This is a genomic window from Pararhizobium sp. LjRoot238, from assembly GCF_964252955.1.
Classification (GTDB): Bacteria; Pseudomonadota; Alphaproteobacteria; order Rhizobiales; family Rhizobiaceae; genus Pararhizobium.
Genome location: NZ_CAXUPP020000001.1, coordinates 111,411 through 137,493, shown reverse-complemented (window position 1 = coordinate 137,493; position 26,083 = coordinate 111,411). Strand labels below are relative to the sequence as shown.

Sequence of the window (26,083 nt, the reverse complement as noted above, 5' to 3'; positions counted from 1 at the left end):
CTTGTGCAGCAAACGGTCGCGCAGGAAATGAAAAAGGGCCGGTCAGAACGACCAGCCCTTTTTCATAGGCGTATCGGAAGCGGCGGCGATCAGCCGTCGAGGCCGTCGAACACTTCGCTGGCCTTGCCGGCGCTGACGCGGCGGATTTCGGCTTCCTCGCGGCGGCTCGAAAAGAGTTCGGTCGCCATCAGCTGGTCGGCGAGATCCGCCGGCAGCGAGAGGATGACGCGGCCCTCTTCGGTATGGATGCCACCGAGCGACGAGCGCTTGGCGGTGATCATGCCGCCGGCCACCGTGTTATTGGTGTCGGGGTCGATCAGGATGAAGGCGCCGGTGGTGCGGTTCTGCTCGTAACTATCGAATACGGCCTGCTCGTCGAAGGAGAGATGCACCTTGCCGATGGCGTTCATGGCGAGCGCATCGGCGTGGTGGTTCCACTTGCCGCTTTTCAGGTCAAGCAGGCTGGAAGGCTGCACGCTGACGCGCTGGCGGCGCGAGCCGCTCTTGAGCCAGTAGCGCTTGCCGGGCTGGATGCCGTCCGACTGCAGGGCAACGAGCTGCGCATCGAAGGCAAGGCCCGTCTGCGGCTGGCTTTCGAGCGAAACGATCATGTCGCCGCGCGAAACATCGACCTGACGGTCGAGAACGAGCGTGATAGCGTCGCCCGCGACGGCGGCGTTGCGCACCAGGTCGAAGGTGACGATCTTGGTGACGTTGGCAACCATGCCCGAAGGCAGGATGACGACCGAATCGCCGGGCTTCACCGAACCGCCGGCAACCGTGCCCTGATAACCGCGGAAGCTCTCGCCCGGGCGCGAGACGCGCTGCACTGGCAGGCGGAAGCCGACCGTCTGCGCCGAGCGCACCGTTGCCAGTTCCAGCACCTCGACCAGCGTCGGGCCGTCATACCAGGGCATGGAAGCCTTGCCGTCATAGACCACGTTCTCGCCCTTCAGCGCCGAGACCGGGATCGCCGTGATCTGGCGGACGCCGAGGGAAAGCGCCAGTTCCTTGAATTCATGCGAAATCTGGTCGAAGCGGGCGCGGTCGTAACCGGTCAAGTCGATCTTGTTGACGGCGAGCACGAACTGCTTGATGCCCATCAGCGTTGCGATCGTCGCATGCCGGCGCGTCTGCTCGAGCAGGCCGGTTCGCGCATCCACGAGCAGCACGGCGAGATCGGCGGTAGAAGCGCCCGTCGCCATGTTGCGGGTATATTGTTCGTGGCCGGGGGTGTCGGCAACGATGAAGGAGCGCTTGTCGGTTGCGAAATAGCGATAGGCGACGTCGATGGTGATGCCCTGTTCGCGTTCGGCCTGAAGACCGTCGAGCAGCAGCGCGAAATCGGGCAGGCCGAGATCGTTCTGCTTGCCACTGTCACGGCGCAGCGTTGCCGCCTGGTCTTCCTTGACGGCCTTGGTGTCCCAGAGCAGGCGGCCGATCAGCGTGGACTTGCCGTCATCGACGCTGCCACAGGTGATGAGGCGAAGCGGGCGCGTGTCGCGCGGCAGGCGCGCGGGCTCGGCGGCCGGGAAGGCGGCGACGGTGCCGGTCTTTGCCTCAATGGCTGCGGCTTGAGCGATTGCGGAAACGGTCATCAGAAATATCCTTCGCGCTTCTTCTTTTCCATCGAGCCGGACTGGTCGCGGTCGATGGCGCGGCCCTGCCGTTCGGAAACCGTCGCGATCTCCAGTTCGGCAATGACTTCTTCAAGGGTGGTGGCCTTGGAGGTGATCGCGCCGGTCAGCGGAAAATCGCCGAGCGTGCGGAAACGGATCATGCCCTCCTTGCGCGTTTCGCCGGGCAGAAGCTCCAGCCGCGGGTCTTCCGCGAGAATCATCATGCCGTCGCGTTCCACGTAGGGTCGCTTCTTGGCGTAGTAGAGCGGCACCAGCGGAATATCCTCCACCTCGATGTAGCGCCAGATGTCGACCTCGGTCCAGTTCGACAGCGGGAAGGCGCGCACGCTTTCGCCCTTGCGGATCATGCCGTTATAGACGTTCCAGAGTTCAGGTCTTTGAGCACGAGGATCCCAGCGATGCTCCGGCGTGCGGAAGGAATAGATGCGTTCCTTGGCGCGGCTGGCCTCTTCGTCGCGGCGCGCACCGCCGAAAGCGGCGTCGAAGCCGCCGGCGTCGAGCGCCTGGCGCAGGCCTTCGGTCTTCATGATGTCGGTAAACAGCGCCGAGCCATGGGAAAACGGCGAGACGGTTTCGGCCGCACCGCGCGGATTGATATGCTCGATGAAGTCGAGGTCGTATTTCTTCACGGTCTCGTCGCGAAACGCGATCATCTCGGCAAATTTCCAGCCGGTGTTGACGTGAAGCAGCGGGAAGGGCACGCGGCCCGGATAGAAGGCCTTGCGCGCCAGGTGCAGCAGCACGGACGAATCCTTGCCGACCGAATAGAGCATCACCGGCTTGTCGAACTCGGCGGCCACTTCGCGGAAGATATGGATCGCTTCGTTCTCGAGCGCCTTCAAATGCGGATCGAGCGGCGTCTTGGCCGTCTGCGGATTGTGCAGTTCCGTTTCCGGAAGGGTATGAGGCATTTCAAGTCTCCGGGAGTGTCTGTGAGGCAAGTCGCGCGGTCTAGCGCGCCAAATTGCCGGTAAGGGGACTGCTTGCAAGAGGTGTCGATTGCGGAATGGCTGAGGCTGCTGTCTCCGGCACGTGAAGGCCGCATTCGCGCTTCTCGTCGTTTTCCCACCACCAGCGGCCGGCCCGTTCGGGCTCGCCGGGCTTGATGGCACGGGTGCAGGGCTCGCAACCGATCGAGGGGTAACCACGGGCATGCAGCGGATTGACCGGGATCGCTTCTGCCGCCACATGGGCGCGGATCGTCTCGATATCCCAGTCGGCCAGTGGATTGATCTTGATCAGGCCGCGGTCGAGGTCGGCTTCGGCAAACGGCGTATCGGCGCGATTGCCCGACTGGCCGCGGCGCAGGCCGGTGATCCAGAAGGATGCCCCTTCGAGTGCGCGCGCAAGAGGCTTCACCTTGCGCGCGCCACAACAGGCGTGCCTGGCTTCGACGCTGTCGTAGAAACCGTTCATGCCGTATTTTGCAGCGAAGGCGTCAATGTCGTCCTGCTCGGGGTAGAAGCGCTTGATCAGGATGCCGTAGGTTTCTTCAGTCTCGTCGATAAGCGCGACGGTCTCGTTGAAGAGGCGGCCGGTCTCGAGCGTCGAGACTTCGATACCGAGCTTGGCCTCGCCGATCGCGGCGGTAATCACCTGATCCTCGATGCCGAGGCTGGTGGTGAAGACGGCCTTGCCCTCGAGGCCGGCGACCAAAGCCAGCCGGCCGGCGAGATCGAGGCTTTCGAGTTGCTTGTTCAGCGCCGAGGCGCGATTTTCGAGTGACGCGGATGTCATGGGAGGAAATCCTGGTTCTGTTGTCCCGGAATATCGCAGCCCTCTATGACAAAAGACAGAAAAACGGATTTCTAAACTCGGCGGATCAGAGCAAATATCTCTCCGAAGCGGAAAATTCTAAGAAAACCTAGTAATTTAATAGATTATTCTCGCTAACTGCAAGGAGGGGGCATCGCGCGGCATTACCTCGCCGGGCGTGTCCATTCTCATCAAGGTCGCAATGTCGCTGCGGCGATCGCCAATCTCGGCTGCTTGCATATGAGCGGCGCGTGGCGTGCCGTCACATCCGGCGCACCCGCAGGCGGTGTCGCAATTGCACGGTTCTGTGCTTTCCTGTCCTTTTTCCACGGGCTCGGCGCGCCGCTCGCCGGCCGCTGGATCGGTCTTTTGTGAGCACCAGCTACCGGAAAGGGCGGAAATGCAAAAAAATATGACAAATATAATCCACTTTATTTCGTATTAACTTGACAAAATAACTCATCTTAAAATAGGCCTCGTGCGTTCATATTCATGGGGCACTGCCAATGACGATCACCATCACAGCAACCGACGTGAATGCCGACGGTACAGGCATCAATCTTCTTACCTATCTCGCCGATTTCGCGAGCGATTTCGCCGCTTCCGGCCGGGGCCAGTTCAGCGGCGCCGACGGCATTTCCGGCGAGCAATACGCCGCCACCGACTCTTCGGGCTACGGCGTCGTGTTCGATGCCGATGACACGGCGTGGAGCTACAGCATGACGACGCATACCGTCAGCGGCAGCCTCGACGCCGTCATTTTCGGTTCCGACGTCGTGCTCGACACGACAACGCGCACCTTCACGCAGACGACAGAGCTCTCGATCAGCGGCCTCGACATCAATGACAGCAGCCTGGCAGAGGGCATTCGGGGCGAACTGACCGGCTCGGCGACGACTTTGCTGCTCGAATACCTCGAGAGCGACTCGCTGGTGTTTGAGGGAAGCTCCGGCAACGACGTTTTCCGCGGCTATGACAACAACGACAGGCTCAAGGGTGGCGACGGCAACGATACGCTCGTCGGCGGCGGCGGAGCCGACACCCTCTTCGGCCAGAACGGCAATGATATCGTCAAGGGCGGCACGGGCAACGACACCATCAAGGGCGGTTTCGGCAACGACAAGATCTATGGTGAGGCCGGTAACGACAAGCTTTACGGCGAAGCGGGCAACGACGTGCTGAACGGCGGTGCCGGCAATGACCGCCTGACGGCCAGCCTCGGCAACGACACGCTGACCGGCGGCGCCGGCAAGGACATCTTCCTGTTCGGAGCCTCGATCGGGCGCACCGTCATCACCGATTTCTCCGCCGGCAAGACGGTTTCCGACGTTCTCGTTCTTGAAAAGAGCGTCCTGTCGTCCTTCGCCGATGTGACGGCGAACGCGACGGAAAACTCGCTCGGTGTAACGATCGACTACGGCGACGGCTCGATCGTTCTGTCGGGTGTCGAGCTTGCCGACCTGCACCGCAACGACTTCTTCTTCGCCTGATCGTCGAGCGAACAATGTTCGAACGCAAAAGACCCGGGCGCTCGTCGCCCGGCCTCTTGATTTTCCCTTCGGTTGAAAGTCTTTCATTCGCGGACTATCATGCATCGCAATTGCAACGCACGGAGCATCCCCATGAAGACCGCCACCATTCCCTCGCTGCGTGTCGATCCGGAATTGCGCGCCGCTGCCGAAAGCGTCCTGAAGGAGGGCGAGACGCTCTCCGCCTTTGTCGAAAACTCGCTGCGAGCGCAGATCCACTATCGGAAGACGCAGGCAGAGTTTATCGCGCGGGGCTTGAGGGCGCGCGAGGAGGCGAAGCGTACGGGAGTGTACTACAGCTCTGAAGATGTCTTGGCTCATCTGGAAGCTAAAATTGCTGCAGCCAAGGCGAAACTTGACAAATGAGCTTTCACCTGCAGTTCACCAAGGAAGCGTTGGATGACCTTGATAGACATTACGACTATCTTCTGCCTGTAGACATAGCACTCGCCGAGCGCGCCACCTTGGCAATTCGCAAGGCAGTTGCAACGCTTGCTGATTTTCCCTTTTCTGCTCGCAAGCCTGACCCGGACAATCCTTTTCTGCGGGAACTGCTGATTCCATTCGGATCATCGGGGTATGTGGCTCTCTTCGAAATAGAAGAGAGCGACACCGTGACCATCCTCGCCGTTCGTCACCAGCGTGAGGATGATTACCACTGAGCCGGCCTACCGGTCGCTCACGGCCCAGCGCGGGTTGATCCAGGGCTCCTTGTTGCTGCGCGCCAGCATGCCCTTGCCGAGGATGTGGTCGGCCGCCTTCTCGCCGGTCATGATCGAGGGCGCGTTGAGATTGCCGTAGGTGACGTGCGGGAAGATCGAACTGTCGGCGACGCGCAGACCATCGACGCCGATGACGCGGGTTTCCGGGTCGACGACGGCCATCGGATCGTTGCGCGAGCCCATCTTGCAGGTGCCGCAGGGGTGATAGGCGCTTTCCAGGTGCTCGCGCAGGAAGGCGTCGATCTCGTCATCGGTCTGAACCTTGTCGCCCGGCTGAATCTCCGGCCCGCGATAGTGGTCGAAAGCCTGCTGGCCGAAAATCTCGCGCGTAAGCCGCACACAATGGCGGAACTTTTCCCAGTCTTCCGGATGGCTCATATAGTTGAAGCGGATGACCGGATCGGCCATCGGCTCGGCCGAGCGCAGCGTGACGTTGCCGCGCGATTTCGACAGGTTGTAGCCGACATGCGCCTGGAAGCCGTGCGTGTTCGCCGCCGCCTTGCCGTCATAGCTGATCGCGACCGGCAGGAAGTGATACTGGATGTCCGGCTGCTTGACGCCGGGTGCGGAGCGCAGGAAGGCGCAGGCCTCGAACTGGTTGGAAATGCCGAGACCCTGCTTGAGGAACAGCCACTGCGCGCCCGCGACCCCCTGCCAGAACCAGGGCAGCCAGGAATAGAGCGAGACCGGCTTGGTCGAGATCTGCTGGAAATAGAACTCCATGTGGTCCTGCAGGTTGGCGCCGACGCCCGGCCGATCAACCTTCACCTCGATGCCCATGTCCTGAAGATGCTGGGCGGGACCGATGCCGGAGAGCATCAGCAGTTTCGGCGAGTTGAAGGAGGAGGCGGAGACGACGACTTCGCGGTTTGCCTTCACCACCTCGATCTTGCCGCCCCGCTCGATCTCGACGCCGGTGGCGCGGCCGTTTTCGATGACGATCTTGCGGGCGAAGCAGCGCACGAGCTGGACGTTCGGCCGCTTCATCGCCGGCTTCAGATAGGCATTGGCAGCCGACCAGCGGCGGCCCTGCCACACGGTCTGCTCCATATGGCCGAAGCCTTCCTGCTTGGAACCGTTATAGTCGTCCGTCAGCTCGAAACCGGCCTGCTTGCCGGCCTCGACGAAAGCGTGAAACAGCGGGTTCTTCAACGGTCCGCGCTTGACATGCAGCGGACCGTCCGTACCGCGCCAGCTTTCCTCGCCACCGTGCGAATGCTCCTGCCGCTTGAAATAGGGCAGCACGTCGGCATAGGACCAGCCCTGCGCGCCCAGCTCCTCCCAGCGGTTGAAGTCTTCGGCATGGCCGCGCACATAGACGAGCCCGTTGATTGAGGACGAGCCGCCGATCACCTTGCCGCGCGGCGCGGTGATGCGCCGGTTGTTGAGGTTCGGCTCGGGTTCGGACAGATAGCCCCAGTTGTAGCGCTTCATGCTCATCGGCCACGCGAGTGCTGCCGGCATCTGGATGAACGGCCCGAAATCCGAGCCGCCGAACTCCAGCACCATGACGGTGTTCTTGCCATCTTCCGAAAGGCGGTAGGCGAGGGCGGAGCCGGCTGAACCGGAGCCGATGATGATGAAATCTGCCTGCATGCCTTTGTTTCTTTCTTGTTTGGCGATCGGGTTAGCGATGATCTCCCCCCTTGAGGGGGAGATGTCGGCGTCGCCGATAGAGGGGGGTAAGCCCATTCAGAATGCGAGGAGAGTTTACCCCCCTCTGTCACTTCGTGACATCTCGCCCTCAAGGGGGGAGATTAGCCCAAGCATGCTGCTCAATACGGCGACTGCACTGGCCCCATCGCCACGTAGACGCTCTTCAGCTCCGTGTAATGATTGAGCGCTGCCAGCGAATTTTCCCGCCCGAAACCGGACTGCTTCGATCCGCCGAACGGCACTTCGACCGGCGCCAGATTGTAGGTGTTGATCCACAGCGTGCCGGCTTCCAACTGGTCGACGACACGATGCGCGCGGGTGAGGTCCGAGGTGAAGACGCCGGCCGAAAGGCCGAACTCGCTGCCGTTGGCCCGCGCGATCACCTCGTCCTCGCGTTCGAAGTCGAGCACGCACATCACCGGTCCGAAAATCTCCTCGCGGGCGATCGTCATCTCATCGGTGACGTCGGCAAAGACGGTCGGCTGGATATAAGTGCCTTGCGCCGAGACCGAATTCGGAATGCCGCCGCCGGTCACGAGCGTCGCACCCTCGGCCTTGCCCTTTTCGATATAGGAGAAGACCTTGTCGAGCTGGGCCCGCGACACCATCGGCCCGAGCTGCGTTGCCTCGTCCATCGGGTCGCCGATGATGATCTTTTCGGTGCGTTCCTTGAGGCGGGAAAGAAACCTGTCCTTGATGCCCTTCTGCACGAAGACGCGGGTGCCATTCGAGCAGACCTGGCCGGTCGAGTAGAAATTGCCGAGCATCGCCCCGCCGATGGCGCTTTCGAGATCGGCGTCTTCGAAGACGATCAGCGGCGACTTGCCGCCGAGTTCCATCGTGACGTGCTTCAGGCTGGATGCTGCAGCACCCGCGACCTTGCGGCCCGTCTCGACCGAGCCGGTCAGCGACACCTTGGCCACGTCCTTGTGGTTGACGAGCAGCGGCCCGGTCGTGCGGTCACCCTGGATGACGTTGTAAAGGCCTTTCGGCAGACCTGCCTCGAGTAGAATCTCGGCGATCTTCAGCGCCCCGAGCGGTGTGTTTTCCGACGGCTTGAAGACCATGGCATTGCCGGCGACCAGGGCAGGCGCGCCTTTCCAGCAGGCGATCTGCTGCGGATAGTTCCAGGCGCCGATGCCGACGCAGACGCCGAGCGGCACGCGCTTGGTAAAGGCGAAATCGCCGCCGAGCGGGATGTAATCGCCATTGAGAGCCGCCGCCGCGACGCCGCCGAAGAATTCGAAGGCGTCGGCGCCCGAGGTCGGATCGGCGACGATGGTTTCCTGGATCGGCTTGCCGGTGTCGAGCGTCTCGAGCTCCGAGAGTTCGCGGTTGCGCTCGCGCATGATTTCGGCAGCGCGCTTGAGGATGCGGCCGCGCGCGGTTGGGCTTAATCCCGCCCATTCAGGCTGGGCGCGCTTGGCCGCCGCGATCGCCTTTTCGACGATGGCGGGCGTGGCGGCATGCAGCCGGGCGATCACTTCGCCGGTCGCCGGATAGATGCTGTCGAATGGCGTGCCGTCGATATCCTCGACGTATTCGCCGTCGATGAAATGGGAGGCTGGCGGTTGGGCTTTCATCTTATTCCCCTCGCGGAAAGCGTTTGGATTCTTCGAGATTATCCAGATTCATGTGGTTGCGCATGTAGCGTTCGGACGCCTTCTGCAGCGGCTGGTGATCCCACGGATAATAGGCACCGTTGCGCAATGCCTCATAGACCACCCAGCGCCGCGCCTGGCTTTCGCGGACGCTCGCGTCAAAGGCTTGCATGTCCCAGCGCGCCTCGCGCATCTGCCGGAAGGCCTCGAGCGTCGCTTTGATCACCGGATCGGCCGGGTTCTTGGCAAGATTGTTCAATTCCAGCGGATCGGCATCGAGATCGAAAAGCTGGTCCGGATCGAGCGCGCAATGGACATATTTCCACTTGCCTTCGCGGATTGAGACGAGCGGGGCATAGGACCCTTCGGCAGCATATTCCATCAGCACCGGCGTGATGCGCTCAGTGCCGTTGATGACCGGAACGAGGCTCTCGCCGTCCGTCCAAGGCATGATCTCATCCATGGAAATGCCGGCGAGATCGCAGAGGGTCGGCGTGACATCGAGGTTGGACGTCGGCGCCAGATGCAGGCCGGGGGTGACACCGGGGCCAGCGACCATCAGCGGCACGCGGGCCGAACCCTCGAAGAAGTTCATCTTGAACCACAATCCGCGCTCGCCGAGCATGTCGCCGTGGTCCGAGCAGAACAGGATCAGCGTGTCGTCGAGCATCCGCGTGCGGGTCAGCGTATCGATCAGTTCGCCGACCTTCTCGTCGAGATAGGAGATATTGGCGAAATAGGCCTGCCGTGAGCGCCGGACGTTCTCTTCTTTCACGTCGAAGTTCGAGTAGTCGCAGGCGTGGATGAGGCGCTGCGAATGCGGGTCCTGTTCGCCAAGGGCAATCTCGCCGACCTCGGGCAGAAGCTGGTCGCAGTCGTTGTAGAGGTCCCAGAATTTGCGGCGCGCCACATAGGGGTCGTGCGGATGGGTGAAGGAGACGGTCACGGCCCAGGGGCGGCGTTCCGCGTCGTCCTGCTCGCGCGACAGCTGATAGAGCTTCTGGTTGGCGAGGAAGGCAACCTCGTCGTCATATTCCATCTGGTTGGTGATTTCGGCGACGCCCGCACCGGTGACGGAGCCGAGATTGTGATACCACCAGTCGATCCGCTCGCCCGGCTTGCGATAGTCTGGCGTCCAGCCGAAATCGGCCGGGTAGATGTCCGTCGTCAGCCGTTCCTCGAAGCCGTGCAACTGGTCCGGACCGACGAAATGCATCTTGCCCGACAGCGCCGTGTAATAGCCGGCCCGGCGCAGGTGATGCGCATAGGTCGGGATCGAGGAGATATATTCAGCCGCGTTGTCATAGACCTGCGTGCGGCTCGGCAATTGCCCGGCCATGAACGAGGCGCGGGCAGGGGCGCAGAGCGGCGAGGAGGTGTAGTTGTTGCGGAAGCGCGCCGAGCGTTTGGCGAGCGCCTTCATGTGCGGCGCGTGGAGAAATTCCGCCGGGCCGTCCGGAAAGAACTTTCCGTTCAGCTGGTCGACCATGATGATCAGAATATTCGGCCGGCGGGCGGTCATGCAGCATATCCTTGCCTGGCAAGTGCATCCAGATTGAGCGTGATATAGTTGTCGGTCAGCGCGATGGAGGCTTCCGCCGTCACCGGCGAGGAACCGAGCGCCCTGCGAATATAGAGCCCGTCGATCATCGCTGCCGTGCCCTCGGCGACGCGCACCGCATCATCCGCGCCACACAGCGCTTTCAGGTTGGCAAGGAGATTGGAACGCAGCCGCCGGGCATAGATGACGAGGAAACGCCGGGTCGCCTCCGAGCGCTGCGCTTCGGAATAAAACGCGAGCCAGGCGGCGATCGTTTCCGGCGCGAACTGGTCGGCCTGGAAGCTGACGCGCACGATGGCAGAAATCCGTTCGCGCGCGGTTTTCGCTGCCTGGAGCGCCGTCACCGTATCGTCGCGCAACTGCTTCAGCAGAGAGCGGATCGTCTCGATCAGCAGCTGTTCCTTGCTGCCGAAATAGTGATGCGCCAGCGCTGCCGAAACCCCGGCGTTGCGGGCAATGTCGGACATGGTGACCGACAGAGTGCCCTGGTCGCCGATCACGCGAAGTGCTGCATTCACCAGCGCCTTTCGGCGCACCGGCTCCATCCCGATTTTCGGCATTTTCGATCCCTCTAATGAAGGCAGTGTATTTTTGATTGATCCGTCAATCAATAAAAATATTCCAAATCTTTCCCTTTGATTTCATCGTAGAATGTCGCTCTATTTAAGCTCGAATGATCACCCGTAGGGAATTGGAGGTTGCGTCATGGCCCAGGCATTCGATCCCACCGGAAAACTGGCCGTCACCGAAAAATGGGGATGGTTCGTGGCGCTCGGCGTGCTGATGATCATGGGCGGCGGCATCGCCTTCGGCAACGTGCTTGCCGCCACCGTCGCCTCCGTCTACACCGTCGGCATCGTCATGCTGGCAGGCGGCCTGCTGCATCTCGCCCAGGCCTTCCGTGTCAAGGGCTGGGAGCGCGTGCTCTACTGGAGCCTGAGCGGCGCATGCTATACCGTGGCCGGCGTTTTCGCCTTTCTCAATCCGCTCCTGGCGTCGGCGATCCTCACCATCCTGATGGCGGTGGCGCTGATCGTCGCCGGAGCCTTCCGCATCTGGTCCGCCTTCAATCTGCGGCCGCTCAAGGGGTGGGGATGGATTGCCCTTGGCGGCGTGGTCACCGCGATGGCGGGCTTGATCATCGCCGCCGGCTGGCCGGTCAACAGCCTGTGGATCCTCGGCCTGTTCCTCGCGATCGACCTCGTCATGCAGGGTCTTGCACTCATCGCGTTCGGTGTTCTCGCCAGGGGTTGACGGTGTTTTTGCCGTTTTGGAAAAGGCGGCTGTATCTTGCGGGTTAACGCTCGCCATTCATTGAACTTTCACAAAACTGTCATGCTGGGGAAACGAAAAATTTAAGCCTCGGACGCGATGCTTGACGCGACCATGTCCGCCTCCGGGAGTTTGCGCATGTCCGCCGCTGAAATGCTGTCCCTGCGCCGTTTCGGCGACGACCAGATCGTCAACCTGGCCAAGCTCGCGATCGAAAACGCCTTCCAGCCGATCGCCGAAATCGCCACGGGCGCCGTCTTCGGTTACGAGACCCTGATGCGCGGCTTCGAACGGCTGGGCTTCAAGTCGCCGCTCGAATTGCTCGACAAGGCGCAGGAGGCGGGGCAACTCCTGGCGCTGGAGCACATGATCAACACCCGTGCCTTCGCCGGCTTCGCCAGCCTGCCGGATTTCACCTCGCGTACCTTGTTCGTCAATTTCGACAGCCGCCTGATCGGGCTGGAGGGCGATCTCGTCGAGCGGCTCGGCAATCACCTGAAGCGCGCCAGCATCCCGCCGTCGTCGATCTGTTTCGAGCTTTCCGAGCGCTTCGACAGCGGCAAGATGCCGGATTTTTCAGGCCTCATGAAACGCCTGCGGCTTGCCGGCTTCAAGCTGGCGATCGATGATTTCGGCGTCGGGTTCAACGGGTTGAAGCTGCTCTGTGACCAGCCGGTGGACTACGTGAAGATCGACCGGCATTTCATCTCCGGCATCGAAGCGAGCCCGCGCAAGCGCCATCTCGTTCGCCACACCGTCAACACCGCCCACGTGCTCGGCACCCGCGTCATCGCCGAGGGCGTCGAAACGGAAGCCGAATTCGCCACCTGCCGCGATCTCGGTTGCGATCTCGTCCAGGGCTATTTCGTCGCCCGCCCGACCGTGCATTTCGCCGATCTGCAGCCGAGCTATCCGCATCTGGAGCAGAGCGCCGGCGCCCGCCGCCAATCGACCTCGCTCGACAGCATCCTCATCCGCAAGCAGATCGAGCAGGTTCCGGCGGTCAGGGAAAACGATGATCTGGATTCGGTGTTCGAGCTGTTCCGCCGCGCGCCACAGCGCAGCTTCTTCCCCGTGCTCAACGCCAATGGCGAGCCGCGCGGCGTGCTGCATGAATATCACGTCAAGGAGATGATCTATCATCCCTTCGGCCGCGACCTCTTGAAGAACCATCTGTACCAGCGCCACATCTCGCATTTCGTCAGCCCGGCGCCGATCGCCGATCTGGAAACGCCGGCCGACGAGATGCTGAAGATCTTTGCCGGCATGGACGGCAGCGACTGTGTCATCCTGACGGAAAACATGCGCTATGCCGGCATTCTTTCTGCCTCGTCGCTTTTGAAGATCATCAGCGAAAAACAGCTGAAGACGGCGCAGGAACAGAATCCGCTCACCGGGCTTCCGGGCAACCGCGCGATCCGCGACTATGTTCAGGACGCCGTGCTCGACGGCGATGAGGCGCGCTACTTCTGCTACTGCGATTTCGACAGCTTCAAACCCTTCAACGATCATTACGGTTTCCAGAAAGGCGACCTCGCCATCTCCCTGTTCGCAGCCCTGATGCGCCGGCATTTCATTGGCGAGGAAAAGTTTCTGGGCCATGTCGGCGGTGACGATTTCTTCATCGGCGTCAGCGGATGGACGCAGGAGGAGGTGGGATCGGTGCTGACCCGGGTCCTTTCCGAGTTCCGCAGCGACGTCCGTCAGCTCTATTCGCAGGAACACCAGATGGCGGGCTACATGACCGGCCATGGCCGCGGTGGCGAAACGACGATCTTCCCCTTGATGCGCTGCTCGATCGCGGTACTGATCCTGCCGGAAGGTTTCGTCTTTTCCGATGCCCAGGCCGTCAGCGCCCGCATCGCCGAAATCAAGAGCCGTGCCAAGGAAAGCGACGGTGGACTGGTCTTCGACACGTTTGGCGGCGTGGCGCTCTGATTGGCGGCGGCTGAAACGAAAACGGGCCGGAACCCATCATGGATTCCAGCCCGTTTCTGCATGAGCCCAAAGCGTCTAGCCGCGATCAGGAAACCTCATGCGACGATCCGCGTGTCACTGCGTTAACGGCGTGACGGCCGTTGCCTGATGCTTCTTGCCGATCATCTCATAGGCGATCGTAACCTTTTCGCCGACCTTGAGGCCCGGGTTCCTGAAGTTGGCCGGCAGCATGTAGCGGGTGCCGTTCTTCAGCGTCAGCGTCATCGCCTTGGTGTCGAGGGCGCGGATCGTGCCGGTCGTGGTGCTGGCCGCAAAAGCGGCTGACGAGAGCGAGATTGCGGAGATGAGGGTCAACGAGGTCAGAAGAGCACGCATGGGTGTCGTCCTTGTAAAGGTCCCTGTGTACGGACCGATCGTCATGAAACCGTCCGGAGTTCGTCGCGTCGCGGCTGGGAGGACCGCCGGCGTCTCCCGGTTTCGAGGAGGAAGCTAGCCCCGGTTTCCGCACCGTTCAAATTAAAGAAACTTAATTTTTCTACAACCTTGGATGGCGCAATTTTGCCACGATGCGGCGCAGCATTCGTGCGTCGCTACCATTTTGCCGCATTGTTTAATTGCGGCCGCACTCGCTGCCGGCGGGCAAACACAGCTTTGCCCTTCTCGCCCGCCGCGCTAGATAACCGGTCATCATGCAAACGAGGAGATGACCCGTGACCCTGCCGACCGAAATGACCTATGTCGATCTGCCGTCGCCCGGCGGCCCGGAAAAGATGGTTTTGGCGCGAGGGCCGCTGCCGCAGATCAAGCCCGGCGATATCCTGATCCGGGTCGAGGCTTCCGGTGTCAATCGACCGGACATCCTGCAGCGGCAGGGCCACTATCCGCCGCCGCCGGGCGCAAGCCCGATCCTTGGGCTTGAGGTCGCCGGCGAAGTGGTGGCAATGGGCGAGGGGGCAGAGGGCTTCACGGTCGGAGACAAGGTCTGTGGCCTTGCCAATGGCGGCGGTTATGCGGAGTTCTGCGCCCTGCCGGCGACGCAGGCCCTGCCTTGGCCGAGGGGCTATGACGCCGCGCGCGCCGCAGCCCTGCCGGAAACCTTCTTCACGGTCTGGGCCAATGTCTTCCAGATGGCCGATCTGGTGGAAGGCGAGAAGATCCTCATCCATGGCGGCTCGAGCGGTATCGGCACCACCGCCATCCAGCTTGCCCGCGCCTTCGGCGCCGAGGTTTTCGTCACCGCCGGAGCCAAGGACAAGTGCGACGCCTGCGTTTCGCTCGGCGCCAGGCGGGCGATCAACTATCGTGAAGAGGACTTCAAGGCGGTCATCCTGGAGGAGACCGGCGGCCGCGGTGTCGATGTCATTCTCGACATGGTCGGGGCTCCCTATTTTGATCGCAACATTGCCTCGCTCGCCAAGGACGGCCGCCTGTCGATCATCGCCTTCCTCGGCGGCGCCACGGTCGAGAAGGCCAATATCGCGCCGATCCTCGCCAAGCGCCTGCACATCATGGGCTCGGCCATGCGGCCGCGCACGGCGGTGGAGAAGGAAGCGATCCGCGACGACCTCATGGACAATGTCTGGCCGTTGTTGGACGAGGGCGAGGTCGCACCGGTCATGCACGCCGTGGTGCCGTTCTTAAAAGTTGCCGAGGCGCATCGCCTGATGGAAGCCGGCGATCACATCGGCAAGATCGTCATGACGTTCTAAAGTCTAAGAGTGCCACTCTTGCAATTCGAGGGAATCGGCTTACCTTCAAACTATCTTCAACGGAATGAAAGGAAGGTGGTCCAGTGTCTAATGAGATTTCGAACCTCGTAACGGACATGGGAATTGTGGTGGCAACGGCGAGGCAGCCCTCGTTCTGAACCAGCCTTCCTGCGGGTCGCACCATCAAAGGATGCGGTCCGGGCCCTGTTACCTGGCCAAAACTCATGGAGGGCCGCCCTGGGCGGCCCTTTTTCTTGCATGCTTACAAATTCCGCCGCGGTCAGCTCAAAACGCCTCACTCGGGTCCGGCGAGGCAGAGAAATCGAGCGGATAGCGTTTCGCGCTATAGATACGCAGTATGAAGATAGTGCCTTCGTGGACGGTATAAGGAATTATGAAGCCATAGCGAGGCTCCCACCAGTTCGCGGATATCATCGCGAAGCGTCTTTCGCCCCATCTGTGGATGCTCCGCAACGGGCCGTATTGTCTTGGATATCTGTGTCGCAACCGAGTTGTAGCCGCGCGGATTTTTCGAGCGAAGCCATTCCTTCAGATCATCAAGATCTTGCATGGCATGAGAGGTAAATCGTATCCTCATCGAAAGGGTCAGGGCTTTGCCGGTCCCGGACGGGGCTTTTCGCCGCCGCCGCCCCAACTTTCCAGCCAGTCCAGCACTTCGTCGCCATCGAAGGATTGGCCTTGTTTTACATCCCTCGTGGCGGCATCCATGTCGGACAGCCAGCGCAGCTGGTTGTTGACATAGGTGTCGATGGCATCGTTGACGATGAGCGATCGCGAACGTCCCGTCTGCACGGCCAGGGACTCAATTTGAGCCTCCAGATCTTCCGGCACATCGATCAAAAGTCTCTTGAGCGGCTGCGACATCCCTGTCTCCACACGAATTCCAGACCCGATCCTAACATAGTTTTTCGGGCCGCATCTGAAAACCACCAGCCCTCACAGCCCGAACCGCCCCAACGCCGGTATCTTCACCGCCGGACGCAACACATCGATGCCGGCGACAAGTCCCATGAAATGCACCTCCAGACCGCTGCGGGCACCAACGGAAATCCCGAGCAGGCCGTAAAGCGTCGCATGCATGTCGAGCCCATCGGCATCGAGCGCAAACAGCTTGCCTTCCGGCAGATAGTCGCGTCCGACTGCATCAGGCGGTAGCACGACGCCCAGTTCCGGCACGGAACGCAACACGTGGGCGACGAAGGTGTTGGAGTTCGGTCCCGGCCAAATGCGGTAGGCACCAGGTTTGGAATAAGGGTAGGACTGGATGGCTTTTTCGATTTTCGGGATCAGCCGCGTCGCTTCCTCGCCCTTTACGCTGACGATCAGGTGCGGCGTGTTGGAATACCATCTGGCATCTGCCGGGTAGCCATTGCGGCGAATGGGCGAACCCCAACCGACCTTGTCGTAGCGGTTATAGGCCGTGCCTCCCCGTTCCTTGGTGACGATCCAGGAGTGGCTGGCGACGGCGCCCTTCATGCCGCCGGTGGTGGCGGAGAAAATGGAGATCGACGCCTCCTTGTCGTCGCTCGGGCTCGGCAGGATATTGGCCGACGACCAATCCGCCTCGCGCCAGTTTCCCGGTCTTTCCTTGACATACCACCACCCCGCCGAAGCAAGCGCCGGCAGCAGATAGACGAACAGGATGGCGAGAAGCAGCCTGCGAAGAAAATTCATGGGCGGGTCCGGGTTTTGTGTTGCGCGATCTTGGTCTAAAGACACGGGCAGAAATTGGATTTTTGAGGGCATGAGCATGTCGAACCCGGTACTTGTCGAAGTCACCCGCGGCAATTTGGTGGAGAGCCGTCATCGCGGCATGGTGATTGTTGTCGATGGTGCCGGCAAAACCATCTTTTCGTTGGGCGACACCGATGCGGCGGTCTTCCCGCGCTCGGCCTGCAAGGCGATGCAGGCCCTGCCGCTGATGGAGACGGGCGCCGCCGACGCCTACGGGTTTGGCAACAAGGAACTGGCGCTCGCCTGCTCGTCGCACAATGGCGAGCCGGAGCAGGTGGCGCTGGCCGCCGCGATGTTGGCGGCCGCCGGCAGGGACGTTTCGGCGCTCGAATGCGGCGCGCACTGGTCAATCAGCCAGTATGTGGTCATCGCCCAGGCCCGCTCGCTGGACCACCCGACGGCGCTGCATAACAACTGCTCTGGAAAACATGCGGGCTTCGTCTGCGCCTGCTGCCACAGTGGCGAGGAGACTGCGGGTTACGTCGCCTATGATCATCCGCTGCAGCGCGAAATCCGCGGCGTAATGGAAAGCCTGACCGGGGCGGCGCTCGCGCACGATAATTGCGGCATCGACGGCTGCTCGATCCCCACCTATGCCGTGCCGTTGAAGGGCCTTGCGCACGGCTTTGCCAAGATGGTCACAGGCCACGGGCTGGAACCGGTCCGCGCCAGGGCGTCGAAGCGGCTGGTCGAGGCCTGCATGGCTGAGCCCTTCTATGTCGCCGGTACGAGGCGCGCCTGCACGCGCCTGATGCAGACGGCGCCCGGCCGCATCTTTGCCAAGACCGGTGCCGAAGGGGTGTTCTGCGCCGCCATCCCGGAGAAAGGCATTGCGATCGCCCTCAAATGCGAGGATGGCGCCACCCGTGCCGCCGAAACCATGGTCGCCGCCACGCTTGCCCGTTTCTTCACCGATGAACCGGATGTGCAGGCCAGCCTGATGGCGCAGGCAAATTATGCGATGCGGAACTGGAACGGCATCCATGTCGGCGATGTCCGGGTGACGGACGCCTTTTAGGGCGCCAAGCGACAGGACAATGATTGATGATCGCCTTACGGCCCATGAAAGCCACGGAATTTGCCGCTTATCTGGCCTATTTCACCCCTGACTATGCAGCTGAAATCGCAGCGAATTACGGGCTTTCGGAGACAGAAGCCTTTGCGCGGGCAAGCCGCGAGATCACCGACGATCTGCCCGACGGGCCGCAAACGCCGGGCGAGGCGCTGCTCTGCATTGTGAACGAGGTGGACGACCATATCGGCTATCTCTGGTATCGGCCGGATCCGGCCGAGCGCTCGGCCTTCATCAGCGATTTCCATATCCTCGCCGCGCATCAGGGGCGGGGCTACGCCCGGCAGGCCCTGAATGCGCTCGAATCGCGCCTCGCCGAGAGCGGGATCATCGAAATCCGCCTGCGCGTCGCTGCCTCCAACGAGCGCGCTCAGCATGTCTACAAGGCCTCAGGCTTCCGGACCACAGGCATGAACATGAGCAAGCGGATCGGCGAGCCGTAATAACCGGTTGCGACGAATTACGCCTCGATAAGTTGCACGTTCTTGCCTCTGTGAGCGCAAGCACGTCCGGATTCATGCCAGCCGGCGCGATCAGGGCCGCAAGGCGTCCGGCCGGCAGGATCCGGTGCGGCGAGGTGGCAGCGAATTTCTCCGGCGTCGCGGCGACGAAGGTTTCGGCCGCCTGTTTCGCGATCGCCCGTTTGATCGCCGCCTCCTCGCAAGCGCGGTCGAAAATCATGTGCCGCGGCGTCTATTTCCGGCTGGAAGATGTGCCGACCTGCGCCGTGACCACAATGGCGTGATCGTTCCCCAAATCCACTGGCAAACATCCGGCGCGATTGTTATCACTTGCGCCGGAAAAAGCCGGCTCGTCGCTGGCGAAGACAAGGAGAACCTGCATGTTGAAGCTTTATTTCACGCCGGGCACCTGCTCGCTGGCATCGCATATCGCGCTGGAAGAATCCGGTACGCGCTATGAGGCTCAAAGCATCGACTTCTCAAAGCAGGAGCAGCGCTCGCCCGATTTCCTGCACGTCAATCCGAAGGGCCGGGTGCCGACGCTGGTGACGGATCGCGGCGTGCTGACCGAAACCCCGGCCATCCTCGCCTATCTCGGCCAGAGCTTTCCGGGATCGCCGATCGGCGTGCCGTCGGATCCGTTCGAGTTCGCCCGCATCCAGTCCTTCAACTCCTACCTCTGCTCGACCGTGCATGTCGCCCACGCGCACAAGCGCCGCGCCAGCCGCTGGGCCGATGATCCGGCGGCAATCGAGGCGATGACGAAGAAGGTTGCGAGCAACATGAGCGACTGTTTCGATCTGATCGAAAACAGCATGTTCGCCGGTCCCTGGGTTATGGGTGAAACCTATTCGATCGCCGATCCCTACCTGTTCACGCTCGCCGGATGGCTGGAGGGGGATGGCGTCGATCCCACGCGCTTCCCGAAAGTCTTCGATCACCGCCAGCGAATGGCCGAGCGTCCGGCCGTCAAGAAAGTTTTGAGCGCCATAAACGCCTGAGTTTACAGGCTGTCAGGGCCATCGAAGCTGGCGGCAAGCCGCTTCGGTGCCTTTTGCCGCCAGGCGGCGATCAGCCTTTGCGTCAGGTCCTGATCGCTGCTGACGCCAAGGCGGACCAGCATGGCCGGCCAGCCCTTGTAATGGTCGGTCTCGAAATAAAGATCGGGCGCCAGTTCGATCAGCATTTCCTTTTCCTCAAGCGCGCACATCGCCACGAGGATGCCCACCTCCTTCATCCGCACGAAACTCTTGCCCCGGACGGCAAGGGCAGGCGTGCCACAGGAGGTGCCGAGCGTAACCTCCGGAAGGCCCGCCGCCTGGGCGAGCCTCACGATCCGCTCGAAATCCGTCTCCTGTTTGCCGGTCATGGTCGCGCTCGCGATATCTGAAGAGCTTTCGAACGAAACGACACGCAAGGCAAGCGTTAGGTGCCGCAGGTATCTCCCGGGAGTTGGCGCGTCATGCGGACGACGGCGCCGGGAAAGGGCAGGTCGCCCAGTTCGCGCGCGTCCATGCGGGCGATGTCCGGGTGGCGTAGCAAGTCGTAGACCCAGTCCGTTTCGACGTCTTCGTTGGTCGGGGCAGGCTTCGGAAGCAGCTGGTCGAGTATGGAGAAAATCTTCAACATGGCATCACCATCCTTCGTCGGTGAGACCATAATTCTCCGGTACGGAACAATTTTCAATTGAGATTGCCACGATAGCACTATAGAAAAACTATATGAAAGATCTGAATGCCGTTCACCTCAACGGATTGCGGGCCGTCGAAGCGGCCGGCCGTCTCGGCTCGCTGCAGGCAGCGGCTGAAGAACTGGGCGTCACCATCGGCGCTGTCAGCCAGCAGATCATCAAGACGGAGAAGCAGCTCGGCCGCATCCTTTTCGAGCGCAGCCCGCGCGGCCTTGTGGCGACGCTTTTCGGCGAGAGCTTCCTGCCGCGCCTGACCAGCGGTTTCGAGACGCTCGATCAGGCGGTTGCCTTGGCCCGCAGGCGCGACGAGACGATCCTGACGATCTCGGTTGCCCCGGTTTTCGCGGCACGCTGGCTGGTTCACCGGCTGGATCATTTCACCGAGAAACACCCCGACATCCGCCTGCGCATCGATGCGACGACGGCTCTCGCCAATCTCGAAACGTCCGGCGTCGATGTCGGCATCCGCGTCGGCTCGGGCAACTGGCCGGGCGTCAGGGCCGAATTGCTGCTGGAACAGGAGATCTTTCCGGTCTGCTCACCCGCCATTGCAGAAAAACTGAAGGAGCCGAAGGATATTCTGGATATTCCGGCGGTCATCGACGGCCGCTCGATGTTCAGTTGGGAGACCTGGCTCCGCGAGGTTGGCCTCTCCGGAAAACAGATGACCGCACGGCACGTCTTCAACGACGCCTCGCTCTGCCTGGATGCCGCGATTGCCGGCCAGGGCGTCATGCTGGCCTGGCAGACGCTCGCCGGTTATTCAATCATCGAGGGGCGACTGGTCATGCCCTATCCCGTCCGTGTGAAGACGGGGTTCGCGCATTATTTCGTAACCCCGCCGTCGCGCCGCGAAACGAAGACCGTTTCCGCCTTCAAGCAATGGGTGCGCGACGAGATCGCCGAGAGCATGCAGCGTCTCGGCTTTGCCTGATCTGCGGTTTGCCGGGTCAGGCTGCTTCGGCTTCCTTGCGCCGTCCGGCCATCATCGTCTCGAAGGCCGGCCGTGCATGGCACCGTCTGAGCCAGGCTTTGACCCGCGGATGCCTGTCGAAAAGGTAGGTCTCGCTCATCGCGTAGCGCAGCACTTCCGCAAGGTTGAGATCGGCGACGGTGAAGCGGTTGCCGACGACGTAATCCTGCGTTTGCAGATGCGCTTCCAGCCGTGCGAGCGGTCTTTCCAGCCCCTTGACCGAAGCCTCGATGACCGCCTTGCCCTCCGGCGTATTTTCCGCGGCATTGTCATAGGTCAATACGATCTTGACCGTATGGGGCTCGACCTCCGTCGCTGCCCAGAGCGTCCAGGCCAGCATCTGCCCTTCCTCTTCGACATCGGCGCCAGCCAGCGGGCCGCCATGTTTGCGGGCGAGATAGAGGTTGTTGGCAAGCGATTCCGTCAGTACCAGCCCGTCATCGTCGATCGCCGGGATCAGGCCCATCGGGTTCACGGCGAGGAAGGAGGGCGATTTGGTGTTGAGCCGGGCGTCGGGCGCCAGCGGGTCGGCAAGCAGCCGCGCCTGGATGACCGGCACGGATTTGAACGGAATACCCAGTTCCTCCGCCATCCAGTAGTTGCGCGAGGCGCGCGAGCAGTAGACGCCATAGATCGTCAGCATGGTTGTTCCCCTTTCGCCGAAAATGCCCCGCAGGCTACGGCACGCGCGGCAGCGCTTGAAGCCGAGACCGTTGATATCAGCCATGAAATCTTTTGATGTTTAGCTGAGGCGATTGCCGGAAAGGGTGAGGTGGGCGAAGGCTTCGCTTCCGCCCTTCATGAGGTCCCCGGTGGCCTTCTCGTTCCAGCGGTAGCCGAGAATGGCGCCGTCCCGGACGTCCTGAAACAGGTTGTTGGCAATCAATGCCGTGCCTGAACCTTCGACGACCGTCACCGCGCAACCGCCGCCAGCGCTGCGGACCAGATTGCCGGTCGCAACGATGTTGCGCATGTATGGCCCCCAGCCGAGCATCAGCCCCCATCTCGGCGCGTTCTCGATGATGTTGCCGGTAACAACGGTATCAGCCTCCACCGCGATACCGAAGCCGAAACCGGCGCCGTCGTGGATGTAGGGACCGTCGATATGCAAGTTGCGGACGATGTTGTCGCTGACGGTTGCCAGCCTTCCGCCTTCGTTGAAGTTGACGATCAGGATGCCGTTGGCAGCACCATCGATCAGGTTGCCGGAGACGATCGCACCCTGAAAACCGAATTCGGAATAGATGGCCGTTTCGCCTGAGCGCAGGCACTGGTTGTTGGAAATCTGGACGTCCGTCGCTCCGTTGGCGCGGATCGCGGAAAAGGCGCAGTCGGAGACGTGGTTGTCCGTCACCATCACGTTTGCGGCGCGGAAAATGTTGATGCCGTTGCCGTTCTCGCCCGTTCCTCCATCCTTGGCTGCGATCCGGAACACCCGGTTGCCGCTGACCATCGTGCCGTCCTCCGCTGCCTCCCATCGATGCACGAGGATGCCGCCATTGCCGCAATCGAATACGGTATTGGCGGTGATCGAGAGTTTTTCGCTTTCGACCGCATAGATGCCGGCGGCGGCGGCCTGCGATAGGCTGTTGCCATCGATCCGGCCGCCGCAATGCTCGGCATTGATGCCGTGTTTCGATGACGCCACGATGGTGCAGTTTTCGATCGTCAGATTGGCGACGCCGCGCAGGTTGAGAAGCCCCTCGACGTCATCGCCGAGTGCCTTGCTGCCGCCGTCGAGAACAAGGTCCGACAATGTCAGCCGCCCCAGCCCTTCGCCGCTCAGAAACCCGCCGCCACCCGCATGGACCAGCCGGGTGCGGCCCGGAACGCCGCTCAGCCAGAGATCGTCGGGCAGGGTGATGCCGGAAAGCAGATAGTCGCCGGCCGGCAGAAAGACCGGCATGCCCGTTTGTGCCGCATCCCGTAAAAGACGATTGAACGCCTTGCTTTGATCCGCGCCGGCATCGGGAGCGATGCCATAGCCGGAAATATCGATCGTGCCGCGCAGGCCATCCTGCGCCGGCTTCAGCTTTGCAGCCATGGCAGCGCCGGCCGCCGCGCAAAAACCCATCGCGGCGATCGAAGACAGAAGCAGGCGCCGGTTCAGCATGGCAAATCCCTTGCGTTCACAAAGCATGGATCATGCCAATGCTTGATCGAAATGATACGGAATTTTCACGGCAGGCTGGTTGAAGCGTTGGAAACCGCAAGGACAGCGGCGGTATTCGTCCATTTGCCAATGCTTCTTTAGCAAAGAATAACCTCTGGCTGGTAGAAATCGGGGCGGGGAGCCAGCAAAGAGGGCTCAGACGGTGCATCCGTCCCCGGAGGCTTGCTTGACGAAGAACTTAGACCGCTCGCGAAGGGAAAGTGGAGCCAGGGTTGCCAGCAACGATGACACGCAGCGCTTGATCGCCGCGAGCCAGCGTTTGGCAGCGGAAGTCTCACGCATGTTCGCGTCCGAACCAGACATCGCCGATCGCCATTATTGGCTCGAGACGATGGTCAACCACATTCCTGATTACATCTACGCCAAGGATCTTGAAGGCCGATTCCTGATCGCCAACCGCGCGACCGTCATAGACAATGGCTTCGAGGACATGCAGGACCTCATCGGCAAGACCGACTACGATCTGCACCCGGCCGAAATGGTTGGTCATATGGCGGCGACGGAACGGCAAGTCATCGAGACGGGCAAGCCGATCTTCGGAATGGAGGAGCGGGCTTTCGTCAGCAAGGGGTACGAGCGCTGGCTGATGACCTCCAAGGTGCCGCTGCGCAACAAGCAGGGCGCAACCATCGGCATCGTCGGCGTTTCGCGCGATATCAGTGACCGCAAGAAGGCCGAACGCCTGCTGCTTGGCCAGGCCCGGTTGCTGGAGTTGATCGCCAAGAGCACGCCGCTTGTCGATTTCTTCAACGAACTGATCCTCATGATCGAGGCGCATCAGCCAGGCATTGTCGGCTCGATCCTGCTGCTTTCGCCGGACGGGCGGCATCTGATGACCGGGGCGGCGCCAGGCCTCGATAAGGCTTTTAGCGCCTCGGTTCATGGCGTCGCCATAGGTCCCAAGGTCGGCTCATGTGGCACGGCCGCCTGGCGCGGCGAGCCGGTCGTGGTCGCTGATATACTGTCCGATCCCCTCTGGGAGGATGTTGTCGATTTCGTCCGGCCGTTCGGCTATCGCGCCTGCTGGTCGACGCCGATCCGTTCCTATCAGGGCAAGTTGCTTGGAACCTTCGCGCTCTATTCCCGCGAGGTCGGTCTTCCCTCGGCGGAACAGAACGAGCTGATTTCGATGGCGGCGCATCTTGCCGGCATCGCCATTGAGCGCCGGCAGTCGGAAGAGCGCATCCAGTTCATGGCGCATCACGACGCGCTGACCGGATTGCCGAACCGGGTGCTGTTCGACGAGCGTGTCGCCAGCGCGCTGCAGCAGGCGCGCGCGGCCGGCCAGTCGGTGGCTCTCGCCTTTCTCGATCTCGACAATTTCAAGCTGATCAATGACACGCTCGGCCACCATGCCGGTGATGAACTCCTGCGTCTCGTCGCTGCTCGCATGCTGGCTTGCGTGCGCAAGTCGGACATGATCGTGCGCGTCGGCGGCGACGAATTCATCATTCTCCTGACCGGCCTGCCGCCGGACAGCGGCATCGTCACCTCCCGGCTCGAGGATATTCGCACAGCGATCGGCGCGCCGCTCGTTCTTTCGGGGCGCAGCCTGCAGGTCAGCTGCAGCATGGGGGTGGTCTGTTATCCCGATCACGGCCAGACGGCGACCGAGCTGCTCGCCAATGCCGACGCGGCGATGTACCGGGCCAAGGAAGTCGGCCGCAACAATCTGCAATTGTTTGACGCCGAAATGGCGAAGAAAGCCCACGAAAGGCTGCTGCGCCACGAGGAACTGCGCGATGCGGTCGCCCGCGGCGAATTCCTGCTGCACTATCAACCGCAGATGAACCTGAAGACCGGCAGGATTTTTGCGGCCGAATCGCTCCTGCGTTGGCAGCACCCCGAGCGCGGCCTGGTCTCGCCGGCGGAAATCATCCCGCTTGCCGAGGAGACCGGCCTGATCGTCCCGATCGGCGACTGGGTGCTGAATGAAGCCTGTCGGCAGAACAAGGCCTGGCAGGAGGCCGGCCTGCCGCCGATCGTCGTCAGCGTCAACGTGTCCGCCCGCCAGTTCCGGGAACGCAACTGGGTGTCGCGGGTCGCACAAGCGCTCGAGGAAAGCGGGCTGGAAGCCCGGTACCTCGAGTTGGAGCTGACCGAAAGCCTGATCATGCAGGATGTCGGCGCGGCGATCGCCACCATGCACGAGCTTCAGGCGCTCGGCGTCCATCTCGCCATCGACGATTTCGGCACCGGCTATTCGAGCCTCAGCGCGCTGAAGAGTTTTCCCGTCCGGCGGCTGAAGATCGACCGGTCCTTCGTTCAGGATATTCCGGGCGACGACGACGACAAGGCGATCACCGGCGCGATCATCTCGCTGGCGCAGAAGCTGCAGATCGAGGTGATTGCAGAAGGGGTGGAAACCCAGGCGCAGGTCGATTTCCTGCGGGCCAGCGGCTGTCACGACGTGCAGGGATATTTCGTCAGCCGGCCGGTGACGCCCGCCGCCCTGGCCGCCCTTTTGGCTTGATCGCGCCTCGGGACTGTTGCGCTCTGGACACGCGCGATAGACGCTCTCATAGTCGTGAACAGCCTTGATCGGCGCAAGCCCCGATCCAGCCGCAATTGCCATA

Annotated in this window: 27 protein-coding genes; 12 read left to right on the top strand and 15 right to left on the bottom strand. The window is 61.8% G+C overall.

Annotation, left to right across the window (positions count from 1 at the left end; genetic code table 11):
- Positions 1-89: 89 nt before the first annotated feature.
- From cysN to ACSQ3F_RS00755, 3 genes are read right to left on the bottom strand one after another with little or no spacing between them, the layout of a single operon-like run.
- Positions 90-1,598, bottom strand: a complete 1,509-nt coding sequence (gene cysN / locus ACSQ3F_RS00765; RefSeq protein WP_436098454.1) for a sulfate adenylyltransferase subunit CysN — start codon at positions 1,596-1,598, stop codon at positions 90-92.
- A complete protein-coding gene (gene cysD, locus ACSQ3F_RS00760) occupies positions 1,598-2,551 on the bottom strand; it encodes a sulfate adenylyltransferase subunit CysD (RefSeq protein ID WP_436098453.1) in 954 nt (317 codons plus the stop codon). Before cysD ends, cysN begins: the two co-directional genes overlap by 1 nt.
- A 40-nt stretch (positions 2,552-2,591) precedes the next feature.
- Entirely contained in the window at positions 2,592-3,377 is a 786-nt protein-coding gene (locus ACSQ3F_RS00755; protein ID WP_436098452.1) for a phosphoadenylyl-sulfate reductase, read from the bottom strand.
- Positions 3,378-3,901: 524 nt separating this feature from the next.
- Here ACSQ3F_RS00755 and ACSQ3F_RS00750 point away from each other — a divergent pair.
- The 3 genes from ACSQ3F_RS00750 to ACSQ3F_RS00740 all read left to right on the top strand — a co-directional run bounded on the left by ACSQ3F_RS00750 (position 3,902) and on the right by ACSQ3F_RS00740 (position 5,586).
- Positions 3,902-4,885 carry a calcium-binding protein gene (locus ACSQ3F_RS00750; RefSeq protein WP_436098451.1) on the top strand — a complete coding sequence of 328 codons (984 nt, stop codon included), beginning with the start codon at positions 3,902-3,904 and terminating at the stop codon, positions 4,883-4,885.
- A gap of 132 nt (positions 4,886-5,017) precedes the next feature.
- Positions 5,018-5,290 carry a YlcI/YnfO family protein gene (locus ACSQ3F_RS00745; protein WP_436098450.1) on the top strand — a complete coding sequence of 91 codons (273 nt, stop codon included), beginning with the start codon at positions 5,018-5,020 and terminating at the stop codon, positions 5,288-5,290.
- Positions 5,287-5,586 (top strand): type II toxin-antitoxin system RelE/ParE family toxin, encoded by a 300-nt coding sequence (locus ACSQ3F_RS00740; protein WP_436098449.1) that lies wholly within the window; start codon positions 5,287-5,289, stop codon positions 5,584-5,586. Before ACSQ3F_RS00745 ends, ACSQ3F_RS00740 begins: the two co-directional genes overlap by 4 nt.
- Positions 5,587-5,592: 6 nt before the next feature.
- On the opposite strand, the gene betA is transcribed toward ACSQ3F_RS00740, so the two are convergent.
- The 4 genes from betA to betI all read right to left on the bottom strand — a co-directional run bounded on the left by betA (position 5,593) and on the right by betI (position 11,024).
- On the bottom strand, positions 5,593-7,242 hold the full coding sequence (betA, locus tag ACSQ3F_RS00735) for a choline dehydrogenase (RefSeq protein WP_436098448.1): 1,650 nt from the start codon (positions 7,240-7,242) through the stop codon (positions 5,593-5,595).
- Positions 7,243-7,421: 179 nt separating this feature from the next.
- The gene (betB, locus tag ACSQ3F_RS00730) at positions 7,422-8,885 is read right to left on the bottom strand and encodes a betaine-aldehyde dehydrogenase (protein ID WP_436098447.1); all 1,464 of its coding nucleotides are present in this window, start codon (positions 8,883-8,885) and stop codon (positions 7,422-7,424) included.
- A gap of 1 nt (position 8,886) precedes the next feature.
- Positions 8,887-10,425: a choline-sulfatase gene (gene betC, locus ACSQ3F_RS00725; RefSeq protein ID WP_436098446.1), complete on the bottom strand. Its 1,539-nt coding sequence runs from the start codon at positions 10,423-10,425 to the stop codon at positions 8,887-8,889.
- A complete protein-coding gene (gene betI / locus ACSQ3F_RS00720) occupies positions 10,422-11,024 on the bottom strand; it encodes a transcriptional regulator BetI (protein WP_436098445.1) in 603 nt (200 codons plus the stop codon). The genes betC and betI overlap by 4 nt, the downstream gene beginning before the upstream one ends.
- Before the next feature lie 145 nt (positions 11,025-11,169).
- On the opposite strand from betI, the gene ACSQ3F_RS00715 reads away from it, so the two are divergent.
- Together ACSQ3F_RS00715 and ACSQ3F_RS00710 are read left to right on the top strand one after the other, a co-directional pair.
- Complete coding sequence (locus ACSQ3F_RS00715) at positions 11,170-11,718, top strand: HdeD family acid-resistance protein (RefSeq protein WP_436098444.1); 549 nt, start codon at positions 11,170-11,172, stop codon at positions 11,716-11,718.
- Positions 11,719-11,874: 156 nt separating this feature from the next.
- The gene (locus ACSQ3F_RS00710; protein ID WP_436098443.1) at positions 11,875-13,674 is read left to right on the top strand and encodes a GGDEF domain-containing protein; all 1,800 of its coding nucleotides are present in this window, start codon (positions 11,875-11,877) and stop codon (positions 13,672-13,674) included.
- Positions 13,675-13,788: 114 nt separating this feature from the next.
- Here the strand turns inward: ACSQ3F_RS00710 and ACSQ3F_RS00705 are convergent, their stop codons facing one another.
- On the bottom strand, positions 13,789-14,049 hold the full coding sequence (locus tag ACSQ3F_RS00705) for a DUF1344 domain-containing protein (protein ID WP_349433344.1): 261 nt from the start codon (positions 14,047-14,049) through the stop codon (positions 13,789-13,791).
- 335 nt (positions 14,050-14,384) lie between these two features.
- On the opposite strand from ACSQ3F_RS00705, the gene ACSQ3F_RS00700 reads away from it, so the two are divergent.
- The gene (locus ACSQ3F_RS00700; RefSeq protein WP_436098442.1) at positions 14,385-15,383 is read left to right on the top strand and encodes an NAD(P)H-quinone oxidoreductase; all 999 of its coding nucleotides are present in this window, start codon (positions 14,385-14,387) and stop codon (positions 15,381-15,383) included.
- 343 nt (positions 15,384-15,726) lie between these two features.
- Here the strand turns inward: ACSQ3F_RS00700 and ACSQ3F_RS00695 are convergent, their stop codons facing one another.
- The 3 genes from ACSQ3F_RS00695 to ACSQ3F_RS00685 form a co-directional block, all read right to left on the bottom strand.
- On the bottom strand, positions 15,727-15,981 hold the full coding sequence (locus tag ACSQ3F_RS00695) for a type II toxin-antitoxin system RelE/ParE family toxin (RefSeq protein WP_436098441.1): 255 nt from the start codon (positions 15,979-15,981) through the stop codon (positions 15,727-15,729).
- A gap of 8 nt (positions 15,982-15,989) precedes the next feature.
- Positions 15,990-16,268 carry a CopG family ribbon-helix-helix protein gene (locus ACSQ3F_RS00690; protein WP_436098440.1) on the bottom strand — a complete coding sequence of 93 codons (279 nt, stop codon included), beginning with the start codon at positions 16,266-16,268 and terminating at the stop codon, positions 15,990-15,992.
- A 72-nt stretch (positions 16,269-16,340) separates the two neighbouring features.
- Entirely contained in the window at positions 16,341-17,078 is a 738-nt protein-coding gene (locus tag ACSQ3F_RS00685; protein ID WP_436098439.1) for a DUF3750 domain-containing protein, read from the bottom strand.
- Between the two features lie 76 nt (positions 17,079-17,154).
- Here ACSQ3F_RS00685 and ACSQ3F_RS00680 point away from each other — a divergent pair, with 76 nt between their 5' ends.
- The 4 genes from ACSQ3F_RS00680 to ACSQ3F_RS00665 all read left to right on the top strand — a co-directional run bounded on the left by ACSQ3F_RS00680 (position 17,155) and on the right by ACSQ3F_RS00665 (position 19,672).
- Positions 17,155-18,156: an asparaginase gene (locus ACSQ3F_RS00680; RefSeq protein ID WP_436102003.1), complete on the top strand. Its 1,002-nt coding sequence runs from the start codon at positions 17,155-17,157 to the stop codon at positions 18,154-18,156.
- A gap of 26 nt (positions 18,157-18,182) precedes the next feature.
- Positions 18,183-18,653, top strand: a complete 471-nt coding sequence (locus ACSQ3F_RS00675; protein ID WP_436098438.1) for a GNAT family N-acetyltransferase — start codon at positions 18,183-18,185, stop codon at positions 18,651-18,653.
- 134 nt (positions 18,654-18,787) lie between these two features.
- A complete protein-coding gene (locus ACSQ3F_RS00670; protein WP_436098437.1) occupies positions 18,788-18,955 on the top strand; it encodes a hypothetical protein in 168 nt (55 codons plus the stop codon).
- Between the two features lie 96 nt (positions 18,956-19,051).
- A complete protein-coding gene (locus ACSQ3F_RS00665) occupies positions 19,052-19,672 on the top strand; it encodes a glutathione S-transferase family protein (protein ID WP_436098436.1) in 621 nt (206 codons plus the stop codon).
- 2 nt (positions 19,673-19,674) lie between these two features.
- Here ACSQ3F_RS00665 and ACSQ3F_RS00660 read toward each other — a convergent pair whose 3' ends face one another.
- Together ACSQ3F_RS00660 and ACSQ3F_RS00655 are read right to left on the bottom strand one after the other, a co-directional pair.
- Entirely contained in the window at positions 19,675-20,040 is a 366-nt protein-coding gene (locus tag ACSQ3F_RS00660; protein ID WP_436098435.1) for an MmcQ/YjbR family DNA-binding protein, read from the bottom strand.
- A gap of 56 nt (positions 20,041-20,096) precedes the next feature.
- Entirely contained in the window at positions 20,097-20,300 is a 204-nt protein-coding gene (locus ACSQ3F_RS00655; RefSeq protein ID WP_436098434.1) for a hypothetical protein, read from the bottom strand.
- Between the two features lie 92 nt (positions 20,301-20,392).
- Between ACSQ3F_RS00655 and ACSQ3F_RS00650 the strand changes: the two genes are divergently transcribed.
- The gene (locus tag ACSQ3F_RS00650) at positions 20,393-21,295 is read left to right on the top strand and encodes a LysR substrate-binding domain-containing protein (RefSeq protein ID WP_436098433.1); all 903 of its coding nucleotides are present in this window, start codon (positions 20,393-20,395) and stop codon (positions 21,293-21,295) included.
- A 16-nt stretch (positions 21,296-21,311) separates the two neighbouring features.
- On the opposite strand, the gene ACSQ3F_RS00645 is transcribed toward ACSQ3F_RS00650, so the two are convergent.
- On the bottom strand, positions 21,312-21,977 hold the full coding sequence (locus tag ACSQ3F_RS00645; RefSeq protein WP_436102002.1) for a glutathione S-transferase family protein: 666 nt from the start codon (positions 21,975-21,977) through the stop codon (positions 21,312-21,314).
- 99 nt (positions 21,978-22,076) lie between these two features.
- Positions 22,077-23,447, bottom strand: coding sequence for a TIGR03808 family TAT-translocated repetitive protein (locus ACSQ3F_RS00640; protein ID WP_436098432.1), 1,371 nt, complete (start codon positions 23,445-23,447; stop codon positions 22,077-22,079).
- A 226-nt stretch (positions 23,448-23,673) separates the two neighbouring features.
- Here ACSQ3F_RS00640 and ACSQ3F_RS00635 point away from each other — a divergent pair, with 226 nt between their 5' ends.
- Positions 23,674-25,980 carry a sensor domain-containing protein gene (locus tag ACSQ3F_RS00635; RefSeq protein ID WP_436098431.1) on the top strand — a complete coding sequence of 769 codons (2,307 nt, stop codon included), beginning with the start codon at positions 23,674-23,676 and terminating at the stop codon, positions 25,978-25,980.
- The last annotated feature ends 103 nt before the right edge of the window (positions 25,981-26,083 follow it).

Bases quoted from the DNA above. Each gene is read 5' to 3' on its own strand.
- ACSQ3F_RS00655 (WP_436098434.1), bottom strand. From the start codon at position 20,300: ATGTTGAAGATTTTCTCCATACTCGACCAGCTGCTTCCGAAGCCTGCC.
- cysN (WP_436098454.1), bottom strand. From the start codon at position 1,598: ATGACCGTTTCCGCAATCGCTCAAGCCGCAGCCATTGAGGCAAAGACC.
- ACSQ3F_RS00660 (WP_436098435.1), bottom strand. From the start codon at position 20,040: ATGACCGGCAAACAGGAGACGGATTTCGAGCGGATCGTGAGGCTCGCC.
- ACSQ3F_RS00690 (WP_436098440.1), bottom strand. From the start codon at position 16,268: ATGTCGCAGCCGCTCAAGAGACTTTTGATCGATGTGCCGGAAGATCTG.
- ACSQ3F_RS00650 (WP_436098433.1), top strand. From the start codon at position 20,393: ATGAAAGATCTGAATGCCGTTCACCTCAACGGATTGCGGGCCGTCGAA.
- ACSQ3F_RS00705 (WP_349433344.1), bottom strand. From the start codon at position 14,049: ATGCGTGCTCTTCTGACCTCGTTGACCCTCATCTCCGCAATCTCGCTC.
- betA (WP_436098448.1), bottom strand. From the start codon at position 7,242: ATGCAGGCAGATTTCATCATCATCGGCTCCGGTTCAGCCGGCTCCGCC.
- ACSQ3F_RS00755 (WP_436098452.1), bottom strand. From the start codon at position 3,377: ATGACATCCGCGTCACTCGAAAATCGCGCCTCGGCGCTGAACAAGCAA.
- ACSQ3F_RS00675 (WP_436098438.1), top strand. From the start codon at position 18,183: ATGATCGCCTTACGGCCCATGAAAGCCACGGAATTTGCCGCTTATCTG.
- cysD (WP_436098453.1), bottom strand. From the start codon at position 2,551: ATGCCTCATACCCTTCCGGAAACGGAACTGCACAATCCGCAGACGGCC.
- ACSQ3F_RS00645 (WP_436102002.1), bottom strand. From the start codon at position 21,977: ATGCTGACGATCTATGGCGTCTACTGCTCGCGCGCCTCGCGCAACTAC.
- ACSQ3F_RS00685 (WP_436098439.1), bottom strand. From the start codon at position 17,078: ATGAATTTTCTTCGCAGGCTGCTTCTCGCCATCCTGTTCGTCTATCTG.
- betC (WP_436098446.1), bottom strand. From the start codon at position 10,425: ATGACCGCCCGCCGGCCGAATATTCTGATCATCATGGTCGACCAGCTG.
- ACSQ3F_RS00715 (WP_436098444.1), top strand. From the start codon at position 11,170: ATGGCCCAGGCATTCGATCCCACCGGAAAACTGGCCGTCACCGAAAAA.
- betB (WP_436098447.1), bottom strand. From the start codon at position 8,885: ATGAAAGCCCAACCGCCAGCCTCCCATTTCATCGACGGCGAATACGTC.
- ACSQ3F_RS00640 (WP_436098432.1), bottom strand. From the start codon at position 23,447: ATGCTGAACCGGCGCCTGCTTCTGTCTTCGATCGCCGCGATGGGTTTT.
- ACSQ3F_RS00710 (WP_436098443.1), top strand. From the start codon at position 11,875: ATGTCCGCCGCTGAAATGCTGTCCCTGCGCCGTTTCGGCGACGACCAG.
- ACSQ3F_RS00695 (WP_436098441.1), bottom strand. From the start codon at position 15,981: ATGAGGATACGATTTACCTCTCATGCCATGCAAGATCTTGATGATCTG.
- ACSQ3F_RS00665 (WP_436098436.1), top strand. From the start codon at position 19,052: ATGTTGAAGCTTTATTTCACGCCGGGCACCTGCTCGCTGGCATCGCAT.
- ACSQ3F_RS00745 (WP_436098450.1), top strand. From the start codon at position 5,018: ATGAAGACCGCCACCATTCCCTCGCTGCGTGTCGATCCGGAATTGCGC.
- ACSQ3F_RS00750 (WP_436098451.1), top strand. From the start codon at position 3,902: ATGACGATCACCATCACAGCAACCGACGTGAATGCCGACGGTACAGGC.
- ACSQ3F_RS00680 (WP_436102003.1), top strand. From the start codon at position 17,155: ATGTCGAACCCGGTACTTGTCGAAGTCACCCGCGGCAATTTGGTGGAG.
- ACSQ3F_RS00740 (WP_436098449.1), top strand. From the start codon at position 5,287: ATGAGCTTTCACCTGCAGTTCACCAAGGAAGCGTTGGATGACCTTGAT.
- betI (WP_436098445.1), bottom strand. From the start codon at position 11,024: ATGCCGAAAATCGGGATGGAGCCGGTGCGCCGAAAGGCGCTGGTGAAT.